The sequence below is a fragment of the [Acidovorax] ebreus TPSY genome (assembly GCF_000022305.1).
GTDB lineage: Bacteria > Pseudomonadota > Gammaproteobacteria > Burkholderiales > Burkholderiaceae_C > Diaphorobacter > Diaphorobacter nitroreducens.
The window spans coordinates 1433582-1447308 of the sequence record NC_011992.1 but is presented as its reverse complement, the minus strand read 5'-3'; the positions used below and the strand labels follow the sequence as shown (position 1 = coordinate 1447308).

Here is a 13727-nt window from a genome sequence, read left to right as displayed (position 1 = left end):
CAAAACCACTCAGCGGCCACCAAAGCCACCACCGCCCGGCGTGTGGATCTCGAACACATCCCCCGCTTCCATTTGCGCCTGCCCGATGTGCTGCAGCGGCTCTGCCCGGCCGTCCGCACGCACGACGCGGTTGACGCCGGGCATGCCCGGCTGCCCGCCCGCCATGCCGAAGGCGCCGTGCACCCGGCCGTTGGACAGAATGCTCGCGGTCATGGGCTCCAGGAAGCGGATGCGGCGCACGCCGCCGTCGCCGCCCTTCCAGCGGCCGCCGCCGCCCGAACCGGCGCGGATGGCGTAACTCTCCAGCCGCACGGGGAAGCGGAACTCCAGCACCTCCGGATCGGTCAGGCGTGAATTGGTCATGTGCGTCTGCACTACGCTCGTGCCATCAAAGCCCCCCACCAGCGCGCCCGCGTCGTCGAACTGGCCGCCCGCCCCGCTGCCGCCCGAGATGGTCTCGTAATACTGGTAGCGGGCGTTGCCGAAGGTGAAGTTGTTCATCGTGCACTGGCTGGCCGCCGACACGCCCAAGGCGCCCAGCAGCGCGTTGGTGATGCAGCTGGAGGTCTCCACGTTGCCCGCCACCACCGATGCCGGCGGGTTGGGGTTGAGCATGGAGCCCGGCGGAATGATGACCTGCAGGGGCTTGAGACACCCGGCGTTGAGCGGAATGTCGTCCTCCACCAGCGAGCGGAAGACGTAGAGCACCGCGGCCATGCACACCGCCGTGGGCGCATTGAAGTTATTGGACTGCTGCGCGCTGGTGCCGGTGAAGTCGATCACCGCACTGCGCGTGGCCGCGTCGATGCGCACGGCCACGGTGATCTGCGCGCCGTTGTCCAGCGGCAGGGTGAAATGCCCGTCCTGCACGCGCGCGGCCAATCGCGTGATGGCGCGGCGCACGGACTCCTCGGCGTTGTCCTGCACATGCTGCATATAGGCCTGCACCACGCTCAGGCCGAAGTGCTCCACCATGCGGCGCAGCTCCTGCACGCCCTTCTCGTTGGCGGCGATCTGCGCCTTCAGGTCGGCCAGGTTCTGCTGCGGGTTGCGGCTGGGGTACTCGCCACTCTCCAGCAGCGCAATCATCTCGGCCTCGCGCAGCACGCCGGCATCCACCAGCTTCACGTTGTCGATCTGCACGCCCTCTTCCTCGATGCGCGTGGAAAACGGCGGCATCGATCCCGGCGTGGTGCCCCCCACGTCCGCATGGTGGCCGCGGCTGCCCACGTAGAAGGTGGGCTCGGCCGCCTCACCGTGGTCGTCGCCGATGTAGACCGGCGTGATCACGGTGATGTCCGGCAGGTGCGTGCCGCCGTGGTAGGGGTCGTTCAGCACAAACACGTCGCCGCGCCGCATGTGGCCGCGGTTGCGCGCGATCACGGTGCGGATGCTCTCGCCCATGGATCCCAGGTGCACCGGCATGTGCGGCGCGTTGGCAATCAGCTGGCCCTCGGCGTCGAACAGCGCGCAGCTGAAGTCCAGCCGCTCCTTGATGTTCACCGAGTACGCGGTGTTCTGCAGCTGCAGCCCCATCTGCTCGGCAATGTTCATGAACAGGTTGTTGAACACCTCCAGCAGCACCGGGTCCACCTGCGTGCCCGCGGCATGGCGCTGGGCGCGCGGCAGGTGGCGGTGCAACACCAGATGGTCCAGGGACGTGAGCCGTGCCTGCCAGCCTGGCTCTACCACTGTGGTAGCGTTCTTCTCGGCAATGATGGCCGGGCCCTGCAGCAGGTCGCCGGGGCGCATGTCTTCGCGCACCACCAGCGCGGCGTCGTGCCAGGCCGGTGTGCCGTCCGTGCCCACCGTGAACATGCGCACGGTGTCGCGCCGCGGCACTTCGCGCTCGGGCTGCAGATCCTGCGCATGCTCGACCGGCGCATCGCCCGCCACCACGGCTTCCACCGACACCGCCTCCACCATCAGTGCCTTGCCCTGCATGAGGAAGGCAAAACGCTGGCGGTACGCGGCCTCGAAGCCCCGCGTGATGGCCTGGAGGTCGCCAAAGGGCACGGCCAGCGCCGAATCGGTGCCCTCGTAACGCACATGCACTCGCCGACGCACCACGATGTCGCCGCCTGAGAGGCGCTCTTGCGCCATCTCGGCCTCGGCGGCCTCGGCCAGTGCATCCAGCGTGGCCGTGATGCCGGGCAGCGCCTCGGGTGTGAGGCGTGCCTCCACCGCCTTCTCACGCATCACGTTCTGGTCGGCCAGCCCCATGCCGTAGGCCGACAGCACGCCCGCCAGCGGATGCACCAGCACCTGCTGCATGCCCAATGCATCGGCCACCAGGCAGGCGTGCTGGCCGCCCGCGCCGCCAAAGCACTGCAGCGTGTAGTGCGTGACGTCGTAGCCGCGCGCCACGGAGATCTTCTTGATGGCGTTGGCCATCTGCTGCACCGCGATCTGGATGAAGCCATGCGCGCAAGCCTCGGGCGTCAGCGCAGCTGCGCCATCTGCCGCTCCTGCGGTCTGGCCCGCCAGCGCCGCAAAACGCTCGCGCACCACGACCGCGTCCAGCGGCTCGTCGGCGCCATGGCCGAACACACGCGGGAAGTACGCGGGCTGGATCTTGCCCACCATCACGTTGGCATCGGTCACGGCCAGCGGGCCGCCGCGGCGGTAACTGGCGGGACCGGGGTTGGCGCCGGCGCTTTGGGGACCTACGCGGAAACGGGCGCCGTCGAACTCCAGGATGGAACCGCCGCCCGCGGCCACCGTGTGAATGCTCATCATGGGCGCACGCATGCGCACGCCCGCCACCTGGGTCTCGAACTCGCGCTCGAACTCACCCGCAAAATGGCTCACGTCGGTGGACGTGCCGCCCATGTCGAAACCGATCACGCGCACCGGCGGCTGCGTGGCGGCCGCACCGGCCCCTGGCGCTGCCTCGGCCTGCGCCGCAATCTGCGCCGTGCGCGCCATGCCCACGATGCCGCCGGCCGGCCCGGAGAGGATCGCGTCCTTGCCCTGGAAGCGGTGCGCATCCGTGAGCCCGCCCGAGGACTGCATGAAATACAGCGGCACGCCCGGCATCTCGGCCTCCACCTGCTGCACGTAGCGCCGCAGGATGGGCGACAGATACGCGTCCACCACGGTGGTGTCGCCCCGGCTCACGAACTTCATCAGCGGGCTGGTGCCGTGCGAAGTGCTGACCTGCGTGAACCCGGCAGCCAGCGCCAGGCGGGCGGCTGCTTCCTCATGCGCGGGATAGCGGTAGCCGTGCATGAACACGATGGCCACGCTGCGCAAGCCGGCGTCATAAGCGGCCCACAGGCGTTCCTTCAGGTGGTCTTCCTCCAGCGGCTGTACCACCTCGCCGTGCGCGCCCACGCGCTCCTGCGCCTCGATGACGCGGCTGTACAGCAGTTGCGGCAGCACGATGTGCCGATCGAAGATGCGCGGACGGTTCTGGTAGGCGATGCGCAGCGCGTCCTTGAAGCCACGCGTGGTAACCAGCAGCGTGGGCTCCCCCTTGCGTTCCAACAGCGCGTTGGTGGCCACGGTGGTGCCCATCTTCACGCACTCCACCAATTCAGGCGTCACGGCCTCGCCCGGCGCCAGCCCCAGCAGGTGGCGGATGCCCGCCACCGCCGCATCGCGGTACTGCTCGGGGTTCTCGGAGAGCAGCTTGTGCGTCACCAGGCTGCCGTCGGGGCGCCGGCCCACGATATCGGTGAACGTCCCCCCCCGATCCACCCAGAACTGCCAGAGTTTCTTTGCCATACCCGTTTCCTTTGTGTGCCGCGTGTGAAACATTGCGGAGAAAGAACCCACAATTTACCGATAATTTATCTGCAAGCCTGCATGATCCATACCGGATATTCACCACCCCGCCCACGCATATGACCCAACCGCCCGCCGCCACAGGTTCCCGGCTGCTTGACCTGCCACTGGAGCGCACGCTGCACGCCTGGGTACAGCGCTTTGGCGAGCCGCGCTGGCGCGGCTGCCACCTGGAAGGCTGGGTGTTCGAAAGCCAGGCCGCGCGCCTTGCTGCGGCGCAGCAGCTGGCGGCCGCAGGCGTGCATGCCCGCTTTCACAGTGCCTACAAGCCGCTGGTACAGCATTTCATGGACCACGTGGATTGCACCCAGGTGGTGCAGGCCCGCGTGCGCTATCCGCTGGCGGCGCACGGGCCTGCACAGCGCTTTCGGTTGGAGGCCTATCCGCTCGCAGCCCTGCTGGGGGGCGGCATCTTGCACATGGAGCCCCACGACGACGCCAGTGGCGGCTACCACGTGGAACTGGAACTGCGCGACGGCACCCGCACCGTGCAGCACGTGCACGCACCCAACCGCGTACACACCGACATGACGGGCGCCACGGTGCTCTCGCCCACCGGCTGGCTGCGCGTGGGCACACAGGAAGGCGCTGCCGACCTGATCGACACCGCCGTATGCACCGACTACGAGCAGGCCTTCGCCGCGGCGGTGCAGGCGGTGCGCAGTCACGCGTGGCCGGACCATGAGCCGTACTTCGACCGCCTGCTGCTGCGCGTGGACCTGCCGGGCTACGAGCAGCCCGTGGGCGCCACCGGCGAGACCATAAGCACCCTGGAGGCGCTGCACGAGGACCTGTACTTCACGCTGCTGGAGTTCTTCCAACAGCACAGCGGCCGCCCCGTGGGCGACCGCCGGTTGCAGCCCGGGCAGATCGTGCCCGACGTGCGCGTGGGCGACGGCGCTCCGCACGTACAGGTGGACCTGCTGCCCTTCGCGGCGTGCGCCGACGACCTGCCAGCCCACCCAATGGCCCACGCCCCGGACAGTTTGGCGACGCTGGCCGAGTCCCCTGCCCCTGATCGCATCACCCAGACCCTGCACGCCTGGCCCGCGCAACGTTTCAGTGCCCGGTCACGCCAGGGACGCACCGTATGGGGGCAGTACCACGCGGGCACGCAGGCACCGGTGTTCATCAGCGCGGGCCAGCATGCCAACGAGACATCGGGCATCGTGGGCGCGTTGCGCGCCGCCGAAGTGCTGCAGGCGCAACCCGGCGCGCACTTCGCGCTGATCGCGCTAGAGAACCCCGACGGCTACGCTCTGCACCGCGCGCTGAGCGCCCGCCATCCGGGCCACATGCACCATGCCGCGCGCTACACCGCGCTGGGCGACGATGTGGAATACCGCAACCACGCGCCGCTTTACGAGCGCGAGGCCCGCCAGTCCGCGCTGGCGCTGTCGGGCGCGCAACTGCATGTGAACCTGCATGGCTACCCCGCGCATGAGTGGACGCGACCGCTGTCGGGCTATGTGCCGCGTGGATTCGAGCAGTGGATGCTGCCCAAGGGGTTCTTCCTCATCCTGCGCTACCACGCCGGGTGGCAGCAGCCCGCGCGTGCGCTGCTGGAGGCCGTGTGCGCGCGCCTGCGGCAGGTGCCGGGGTTGGCGGATTTCAACGCACGCCAGCGGGCCCTCTACGAGCACCACGCAGGCCCGCTGCCCTTCGAGGTGCTGGATGGCATCGCCTGCATGCAGTCGCAGACGTCGCACGATGCGCCGGTGACGCTGATCACCGAGTTCCCCGACGAGACGGTGCACGGCGACGCCTTCCGCTTTGCGCACACGGTGCAGATGCACACCGCCCTGGCCGCCGTGCAGGCCTGGCAGGACATTGCCACGCATCTGCCATCGCCCGTCGGCACTTCAAGCCAAATAGGCCTCTAGCGCTTTACCGACAAGCGCTAACAGCTATTAAATATATAGCACGTCTCACATGGACGCCGCGGCACGGGCCGCCTGGTCGTACATGCCGGACAGCACGCGCAGCAGGCGCGCCAGCTCGCCAATGTCGCGGTTCAGGCCGTCGTCGGCATTCAGCGCATCGATCAGGCAGCTCTCGCGGATCTCACGGTAGCGCTGCACATGGGCGCGCCCCGCCTCGGTGGCGGCGTAGGTCACGTCCTTGCCGTTCTTGCTGGAGGCCACCACGCCCAGCGCCAGCAGCTTCTTGAGCGAGTAGTTCACCACGTGCGTGTCTTCCACGTTCATGATGAAGCAGATGTCGGCCAGCCGCTTGTCGCGTGCGCGGTGCGTCACATGGTGCAGCACCACCACGTCCAGCGGCGTGAGGTCGCGCAGACCGGCCGCGGCCATGCAGTGCACCACCCAGCGGTGGAACGCATTGCCCGCGACGATGAGGCCGAACTCGAACTCGCTCATCTCCGCACTGCGGTCCGACACCAGATGCGCGGACGACACGATGGGCCCGCGCGCCTTGGCGGCCTTGCCCACCTTGGCAGTGGCAGCGGGGGCCGGGGACTTGGGTCTGGCGGCTGCGGTCATGGTTTCACTCCGAGGACTGCGCCAAAAGCGACAGACGGCATTGGCATGGGATGTGCATGTCGATTGATTGTAGGGAGCAGCCCGATGATTTGCCGGCAATTTATCGACATTCAGGTGAATCACCTAGGCCGTTTCCCTGCGGCCCCCGCTACAGTGAACGCGCTGAGCCCCCTCTCTTCTCAACCCTTGCGGAGACCCCCGAGATGAAGCGTCGAAACCTTGCCGCCGTTGCACTGGCTGCCCTCACCGGCCTGTGCGCCCCCGCCCTGCATGCCCAGACCAAGTGGGACCTGGCCGCCGCCTACCCGGCCACCAATTTCCACACGGAGAACCTGGCGCAGTTCATCAGCGACGTGGACAAGGGGTCAGGAGGCAAGCTCAAGATCACGCTGCATGCCAACGCCGCACTGTTCAAGGCGCCCGAGATCAAGCGCGCCGTGCAGGGCGCGCAGGCGCAGCTCGGCGAGATCCTGCTCGCCAACTTCCAGAACGAATGGCAGATCTTCGGCGTGGACGGCCTGCCCTTCCTGGCCGACAGCTACGACGCGTCGATGAAGCTGTACAAGGCGCAAAAGCCGTTCCTGGAGAAGAAGCTGGCCGAGCAAGGCATGGTGCTGCTGTACGCCGTGGCCTGGCCGCCACAGGGCATCTACACCAAGAAGCCCGTGAACAACGCCGCCGACCTGAAGGGCATCAAGTGGCGCGCCTACAGCCCCGCCACCGCGCGCATCGCCGAGCTGGTGGGCGCGCAGCCGGTGACGGTGCAGGCCGCCGAGTTCTCGCAAGCGCTCGCCACCGGCGTGGTGGAGTCCACCATGACCTCGGGCGCGACGGGCGTGGACAGCAAGCTCTACGAGCACCTCAAGTATTACTACGACACCCAGGCCTGGCTGCCCAAGAACGCGCTCATCATGAACAAGAAGGCGTTCGATGCGCTGGACAAGCCCGTGCAGGAAGCCGTGCTCAAGGCCGCCGCCGACGCGGAGACCCGCGGCTGGGCCGCCAGCCGCCGCGTGAACGAGGACACATTGGCCAAGCTCAAGGCCGAGGGCATGCAGGTAGTGCCGCCCAGCAGCCAGCTGAAGGCCGACATGGCCAAGGTGGGCGACACCATGCTCAAGGAATGGCTGGACAAGGCCGGGCCCGACGGCAAGGCGCTGATCGACGCCTACCGCAAGTAACTCCTCCCCGCCCAGAGAGCCTCCACGCGCCAGACCACGATGCGACGCCTGTTGAACTTCCTCTATGACGGCGCCGCCGCGCTGGCGGCGCTGTGCATGGTGGCGCTTCTGTGCGCCGTGCTGCTGTCCATCGTGAGCCGGCAGCTCAGCTTCCATGTACCGGGCATCGACGCCTATGCGGGCTATCTCATGGCGGCTGCGGGCTTTCTGGCGCTGGCGCATACCCTCAAGCGCGGCGAGCACATCCGCGTGACGCTGGTGCTGAGCGCCCTCAAGGGGCGCGCGCACCAGGCGCTGGAGCTGTTCGCGCTGGCCCTGGGCACGCTGCTGGCCGTGCTGTTCGCGTACTACAGCGTGCGGCTGGCCTGGCAGTCGCATGCGTTCAACGACATCTCCACCAGCAGCGACGCCACGCCGCTGTGGCTGCCGCAGCTGTCCATGGGCGTAGGCGCGATGGTGATGGCGATTGCCTTCGTGGACGAACTGGTGCTGCAGCTCCTGGGCCGGCGCGCGGGCGCCACGCCGGGCGAAGCCCTGCGCAACGAATGACCGGAAGACGCCTTCATGAGTGACCTTGCCATCACCGGCCTGTTGATCCTGTCGCTGTTCCTGATCCTGGGCAGCGGCGTGTGGATCGGGCTCACGCTCTCGGGCGTGGCCTGGATCGGCATGCAATTGTTTTCCTCGCGCCCCGCGGGCGACGCCATGGCGGTGACCATCTGGGGCTCCTCGTCGAGCTGGACGCTCACCGCCCTGCCCCTCTTCATCTGGATGGGCGAGATCCTGTTTCGCACGCGGCTGTCGCAAGACATGTTCAAGGGCCTGGCCCCGTGGGTGCAGGGCCTGCCCGGGCGGCTGCTGCACACCAACGTGGTGGGCTGCACCATCTTTGCCGCCGTGTCGGGGTCCAGCGCCGCCACCTGCGCCACCATCGGCAAGATGACGCTGCCCGAGCTCACGCGCCGCGGCTACCCCGAGAAGATGGTTATCGGCACGCTGGCCGGCGCCAGCACGCTGGGCCTGCTGATCCCGCCCTCAATCATCATGATCGTCTACGGTGTGACGGCCGAGGTATCGATCTCCAAGCTGTTCATTGCCGGCGTGCTGCCCGGGGTGCTGCTGGCCGCGCTGTTCTCGGGCTACATCATGTTCTGGGCATTGCGCCACCCCGACCAGGTCCCAGCGGCCGATCGGCAGATGGGCCTGCTGGACAAGCTGCGCGAATCGCGCGCGCTGATTCCCGTGGTGCTGCTCATCGCCGCGGTGCTGGGCTCCATCTACACGGGCATCGCCACCGCCACCGAAGCCGCGGCCGTGGGCGTGGTGGGCTCGCTGGTGCTGTCCGCGGCGCAGGGGTCGCTGAACTGGGCGAGCTTTCGCGACGCGCTCATGGGCGCCACGCGGCTGTACTGCATGATCGCGCTGATCCTCGCGGGCGCGGCCTTCCTCACGCTGGCCATGGGCTACATCGGCCTGCCACGGCACCTGGCGGAATGGATCTCTTCGCTGGGGCTGAGCCAGGCGCAACTGGTGGTGGCGCTGGCCGTGTTCTACATCGTGCTGGGCTGCTTCCTGGACGGCATCTCCATGGTGGTGCTGACCATGGGCGTGCTGATGCCCACAGTGAGCGCAGCGGGCATCGACCCCATCTGGTTCGGCATCTTCGTCGTGCTGGTGGTGGAGATGGCGCAGATCACCCCACCCGTGGGCTTCAACCTGTTCGTGCTGCAGGGCATGACGGGCAAGCAGCTACCGTGGATCGCCCGCGTGGCCGCTCCCATGTTCCTGCTGATGTGCGCGGCCGTCACGCTGATCTATGTGTTTCCGGGCATCGTGACCTGGCTCCCGCAGCAAATGACGGCGCGCTGACGAGGCCGCCGCCGCTCGGCAGCGCCTCCCTACAATGCGCCGATGTTCCACGTTCTTGCCATCTGCGCCGGTGCCTGCGCCGGCGCGCTCGCGCGCTGGCGGCTGGGCCTGTGGCTCAACACGCAGGGCGCGCTGCTGCCCTGGGGCACGCTCGCGGCCAACCTCATCGGCGGCTACCTCATCGGCCTGTGCCTGGCGCTGTTCCAGGCACTGCCGCAGTTGGACCCGGTCTGGCGCGCGCTGCTCATCACGGGCTTCTTGGGGGCGCTGACCACCTTCTCCACCTTCTCGGCCGAAGTGGTCGGGCTGCTGCAGCAGCAGCGCCTGGCGCAGGCCCTGGGCCTGTGTGCGCTGCATGTGGCCGGCTCGCTGTGCATGACCTGGGCCGGGCTGCACAGCCTGCCCTGGCTGTGGGCGGGCGCGCGGCAAGGCGCTTGATCACTATTAATTTAATAGCTACTAGCGCTTGATGCATAAGCGCTACAGGCCATATTCATTAAAATTCCCTCGCTACACTGCGCACCCCGGCGACTGCCCCACAGACAGCCGCCTCCACTGAAAAATCATCCATGCAAGCCAATACCGACCTTCAAGACAGCCGCCTGGCGCATGCCTGGGCCGAGCTGCACAACTACGCCGTTGCCGGCAATCCGCTGCACGCCGAGGCCTACCGCCTCGCCTTCGCCGACCCCGAGTTCATGCTGCGCCGCGAGACGCGCGGCATCCGTTTTCAACTGGAACTGCTGAAGCCCGACCTGGGCCAGACGGCGCAGGGCATCGAGCACACCGTCGTGGTGTACGGCAGCGCACGCTTCATCTCGCCCGAAGCGGCCGAGCAGCAACTGGCCGATGCACGCGCCAGCGGCGATACCGAGCGCATTGCGCGCGCCGAGCGTGCGGTGAAGAACGCCTATTACTACGACCAGGCCCGCCAGTTCGCGCGCCTGGTGGCCGAGTACAGCGAGAGCCGCCCGCCCGCCGAGCGTCTGTACATCTGCACCGGCGGCGGGCCGGGCATCATGGAGGCGGCCAACCGCGGCGCACACGACGCAGGGGCGCTCAACGTGGGCCTCAACATCTCGTTGCCGCACGAGCAAAGCGGCAACCGTTTCATCTCGCCCTCGCTGTCGTTCAAGTTCCACTATTTCGCGCTGCGCAAAATGCACTTCATGATGCGCGCCAAGGCCCTGGTGCTGTTCCCTGGCGGCTTCGGCACGCTGGACGAACTGTTCGAGGTGCTCACGCTGGTGCAGACGGGCAAGGCCAAGCCCGTGCCCATCGTGCTGTTCGGCGTGGCCTTCTGGAAGAAGCTGATCAACTTCGAGGCGCTCGTGGAGCAAGGCACGATCTCGCCCGAGGACCTCCAGCTGTTCCACTACACCGACGACCCAGCCGAGGCCTGGAGCATCATCCGCACGTTCTACGAACTCTGACCGCGCACCAGCGGCGCGGCGCCCCGTGCGGACCGCCTTGACAGTCCAGGCCTGTCAGGGATGCGGCGGAGGGGCTGGCGCCTCGCCGCGCAGCCGCCAGGCCACGCGCGCACCCAGCCCCACAGTGGCGCCCACGGCCCAGAACAGGCCACTCAGCCCTACCAGCGCGCTCGCGGTGCCAAACAGCAGCGGCATCACCACGCTGGAGCCGTTGATCGCCATCAGCCGCAGACCCAGCGCCTCGCCATGGCGGTGCGCGGGCGTGAGTTGGTGCAGCATGCTCATGATCATGGGCTGCACCGAGCCCAGCGCGAACCCCAGCAGCACCGAGCACGCTCCCAGCGTCACGGCCGTCGGCAGCAGCGGATAGACCGCGAACAGCAGTGCCGTCGCCACCATGGCGCCGGTGACCACGGTGGATTCGCGCAGCCGGTCGGCCACCAGCGGCATGAGCACGCGGATCACCGCGGCGGCAATCGCGAACGCGCCGAGGATGGAGCCGATCACCGAGGCCGACAGCCCCCGCTCATGCCCCAGCAGCGGCACCACGAAGGTGTGCACGTCCCAGCACGACGACAGCAGCCAGTTCACGATGAGCAGCCGCCGAAAGCCGGGCTCGGCCAGCAGGTCCCAGGCCCGCGCGCGCGTGCCGTCCTCCGCGGCCACCACCGGCGGCATCTCCTGCGTGCCGCGCACCCAGAACCAGGTGGCCAACGGCAATACCGCCATGAGCGCGAAGGCCGCGCGAAAGCCCGTGGTCGCGCCCGCCTGTGCACCCGCGTGATCGATCAGCAGCCCCGCGCAGAACGGGCCCACGAAGTTGGACACCGCCGGCCCGATGGCCAGCCAGCTGAAGACCTGGCGCAGCTGCGTGCCGCCGTGCGCGGCGCGGCCCACGTGGCGTTGCAAGGCGATCGTGGCAGCCCCCGTGGCGCCACCGGTGAGCAGTGCCGCAGCGCACAGCACCGCAAACGTCGGCCACACCAGCGCCGCGCCGGCACCCAGGACGGCCGCGACGACCGCGTGGCGCACCGGGCGCTTGAGCCCATGGCGGTCGGCATAGCGCCCCGCGGGCAGCGCCAGGAACACCTGCGTGAGCGCGAACAGCGCCAGCAGCACACCCACGGCCGCCGCGCTGTAGCCCTCGCGCAGCGCCAGCAGCGGCGCGGCCATGCGCATGCCCGCCATGCTGGCGTGGATGCAGATCTGGCCGGCGATCAGCCGCGCGAGCGCCAGGTTCAAGTCACTCGCCTTCGTCTTCGATCAGCAGGTCCGGCAAGGGTGCACCCTCTGCATCGCCCTGCCCCGCCGCCGGCTCCGGCGCGGGCAGCTCCTGCACGCCGCGCAGCTTGCGCTGGATGGCACGTGTGCGCACATCCACCTGCTCGAACTTTTTGGCCGCCGCGTCGATGGACTTGCGCGTAGCCTCCACCACGTCGCCGAACTTGGCGAACTCGGTCTTCACCTGGCCCAGCACGCTCCACACCTCGGACGAGCGCTTCTCGATGGCCAGCGTCTTGAAGCCCATCTGCAAGCTGCTGAGCATGGCCGCCAGATTGGCAGGCCCGGTGATCATCACGCGGCAGTCGTTCTGCACCGCCTCGACCAGCCCGGGGCGGCGCATGACTTCGGCAAACAGCCCTTCGGTGGGCAGGTAGAGCACCGCGAAGTCGGTGGTGTACGGCGGTGCCACGTATTTGCTGAAGATCTTCTTGGCCTCCAGGCGGATGGAGGATTCGAAGGCGTTGCCCGCCGCTGCGATGGCCCCCTTGTCCGCCGTGTCCTGCGCGTCCAGCAGGCGCTGGTAATGCTCCACGGGGTACTTGGAGTCGATGGGCAGCCACACGGGCTGCTCGTCGCTCTTACCCGGCAGGCGGATGGCAAATTCCACCAGATCGTCGCTGCCCGGCATGGTCTTGACGTTGCGGGCGAACTGCTCGGGCGTGAGCACGTTGTCGATGATCGCGCCCAGCTGCATTTCGCCCCAGGTGCCGCGCGTCTTCACGTTGGTCATCACGCGCTTCAGGTCGCCGACGCTGCCGGCCAGCGTCTGCATCTCGCCCAGGCCCTTGTGCACCTGCTCCAGCCGGTCGCTCACCAGCTTGAAGGACTCGCCCAGGCGCTGCTCCAGCGTGGCGTGCAGCTTTTCGTCCACGGTGCGGCGCATCTCCTCCAGCTTGGCGGCGTTGTCGCCCTGGATGGCGGCCAGGCGCTCGTTGAGCGCGCCCCGCAGCGCCTCGGCATTGTTCTGGCTGCTGGCGACCAGGCCGGACAGTTGTTGCCCCATGGACTCCTGCAGGGCGGAGAACTGGCTGCGCAACTGGTGCGTGGTGCCCTCCAGCTGGTCGCGCAGCGCGCCCGACATGGTGCCCAGCTGGCCCTGGATGTCGCCCTTGAGCGAGTCCAGCGTGCCGCGCGTGGTGCCGCTCAGCGCCTCAAAGCGCTCCTGGATGCGCTGGCCGAAGAGCTGCGTGCTCTCGGCCATGGCGTCGCGCGACTTCAGGCTGTCGGCCGCCAGCGCCTGCGCTGTCTGGCTCAGCTCGGCACGAAAGGCGGCCAGCGCATCCGCCTGCTCCTTGCGGGCTACGGCCGCATCGGCGCGCGCCTGCGCCAGGTGTTGCTCCAGACGCGACTGCAGCGCGGCAAACGACGCCTGCAGCTCGCCGCGGCTGGTGCGCGACTCCTGCGCGGCCAGCGCCAGCCGCTCGTCCAGCAGGGCCTGCGTGGTCTGGGTGAACCCGCGCAGTTGCTGGGCCATGGCATCCAGCGCTCCGTCATTCTTGGCCACGGCCAGCTGCGTGGCCTGCACCGCAGATTCCAGTGTCTGCAGGCGCGCCAGCCATTCGAGCGGCAGGTCCACGCGCGGGCGGCGCAACAGCAGCACCGCCAGCAACGCCACGGTGAGCACCAGCAACGCCAGTGCGGCGGTCATTTCGAATGTCATTCTTGAACTA

The 13727-nt window shown here is 68.2% G+C and carries 10 protein-coding genes; 6 read left to right on the top strand and 4 right to left on the bottom strand.

Annotated features, from left to right (window positions below):
• Positions 1-9: 9 nt before the first annotated feature.
• Positions 10-3729 carry a hydantoinase B/oxoprolinase family protein gene (locus DTPSY_RS06925; RefSeq protein ID WP_015912997.1) on the bottom strand — a complete coding sequence of 1240 codons (3720 nt, stop codon included), beginning with the start codon at positions 3727-3729 and terminating at the stop codon, positions 10-12.
• Positions 3730-3848: 119 nt separating this feature from the next.
• Between DTPSY_RS06925 and DTPSY_RS06920 the strand changes: the two genes are divergently transcribed.
• Positions 3849-5672 carry a M14 family metallopeptidase gene (locus DTPSY_RS06920; protein ID WP_015912996.1) on the top strand — a complete coding sequence of 608 codons (1824 nt, stop codon included), beginning with the start codon at positions 3849-3851 and terminating at the stop codon, positions 5670-5672.
• Positions 5673-5717: 45 nt separating this feature from the next.
• On the opposite strand, the gene DTPSY_RS06915 is transcribed toward DTPSY_RS06920, so the two are convergent.
• Positions 5718-6290: a winged helix DNA-binding protein gene (locus tag DTPSY_RS06915; protein ID WP_015912995.1), complete on the bottom strand. Its 573-nt coding sequence runs from the start codon at positions 6288-6290 to the stop codon at positions 5718-5720.
• A gap of 203 nt (positions 6291-6493) precedes the next feature.
• Here DTPSY_RS06915 and DTPSY_RS06910 point away from each other — a divergent pair, with 203 nt between their 5' ends.
• From DTPSY_RS06910 to DTPSY_RS06890, 5 genes are all read left to right on the top strand, one after another.
• The gene (locus DTPSY_RS06910; protein ID WP_015912994.1) at positions 6494-7471 is read left to right on the top strand and encodes a TRAP transporter substrate-binding protein; all 978 of its coding nucleotides are present in this window, start codon (positions 6494-6496) and stop codon (positions 7469-7471) included.
• A 39-nt stretch (positions 7472-7510) separates the two neighbouring features.
• Positions 7511-8020 (top strand): TRAP transporter small permease, encoded by a 510-nt coding sequence (locus DTPSY_RS06905; protein WP_015912993.1) that lies wholly within the window; start codon positions 7511-7513, stop codon positions 8018-8020.
• 15 nt (positions 8021-8035) lie between these two features.
• A complete protein-coding gene (locus tag DTPSY_RS06900) occupies positions 8036-9340 on the top strand; it encodes a TRAP transporter large permease (protein ID WP_015912992.1) in 1305 nt (434 codons plus the stop codon).
• Positions 9341-9382: 42 nt separating this feature from the next.
• On the top strand, positions 9383-9778 hold the full coding sequence (gene crcB / locus DTPSY_RS06895) for a fluoride efflux transporter CrcB (protein WP_015912991.1): 396 nt from the start codon (positions 9383-9385) through the stop codon (positions 9776-9778).
• 131 nt (positions 9779-9909) lie between these two features.
• Positions 9910-10773 (top strand): LOG family protein, encoded by an 864-nt coding sequence (locus DTPSY_RS06890; protein WP_015912990.1) that lies wholly within the window; start codon positions 9910-9912, stop codon positions 10771-10773.
• Between the two features lie 54 nt (positions 10774-10827).
• Here DTPSY_RS06890 and DTPSY_RS06885 read toward each other — a convergent pair whose 3' ends face one another.
• Both DTPSY_RS06885 and DTPSY_RS06880 read right to left on the bottom strand, forming a co-directional pair.
• Positions 10828-12015, bottom strand: coding sequence for an MFS transporter (locus DTPSY_RS06885; protein ID WP_015912989.1), 1188 nt, complete (start codon positions 12013-12015; stop codon positions 10828-10830).
• A 1-nt stretch (position 12016) separates the two neighbouring features.
• Positions 12017-13717 (bottom strand): DNA recombination protein RmuC, encoded by a 1701-nt coding sequence (locus DTPSY_RS06880; protein ID WP_015912988.1) that lies wholly within the window; start codon positions 13715-13717, stop codon positions 12017-12019.
• Between the last annotated feature and the right edge of the window lie 10 nt (positions 13718-13727).

Excerpts from the sequence above, each read along its gene's own strand:
- crcB (WP_015912991.1), top strand. The coding sequence starts at position 9,383 with ATGTTCCACGTTCTTGCCATCTGCGCCGGTGCCTGCGCCGGCGCGCTC.
- DTPSY_RS06925 (WP_015912997.1), bottom strand. The coding sequence starts at position 3,729 with ATGGCAAAGAAACTCTGGCAGTTCTGGGTGGATCGGGGGGGGACGTTC.
- DTPSY_RS06890 (WP_015912990.1), top strand. The coding sequence starts at position 9,910 with ATGCAAGCCAATACCGACCTTCAAGACAGCCGCCTGGCGCATGCCTGG.
- DTPSY_RS06910 (WP_015912994.1), top strand. The coding sequence starts at position 6,494 with ATGAAGCGTCGAAACCTTGCCGCCGTTGCACTGGCTGCCCTCACCGGC.
- DTPSY_RS06880 (WP_015912988.1), bottom strand. The coding sequence starts at position 13,717 with ATGACATTCGAAATGACCGCCGCACTGGCGTTGCTGGTGCTCACCGTG.
- DTPSY_RS06915 (WP_015912995.1), bottom strand. The coding sequence starts at position 6,290 with ATGACCGCAGCCGCCAGACCCAAGTCCCCGGCCCCCGCTGCCACTGCC.
- DTPSY_RS06920 (WP_015912996.1), top strand. The coding sequence starts at position 3,849 with ATGACCCAACCGCCCGCCGCCACAGGTTCCCGGCTGCTTGACCTGCCA.
- DTPSY_RS06900 (WP_015912992.1), top strand. The coding sequence starts at position 8,036 with ATGAGTGACCTTGCCATCACCGGCCTGTTGATCCTGTCGCTGTTCCTG.
- DTPSY_RS06905 (WP_015912993.1), top strand. The coding sequence starts at position 7,511 with ATGCGACGCCTGTTGAACTTCCTCTATGACGGCGCCGCCGCGCTGGCG.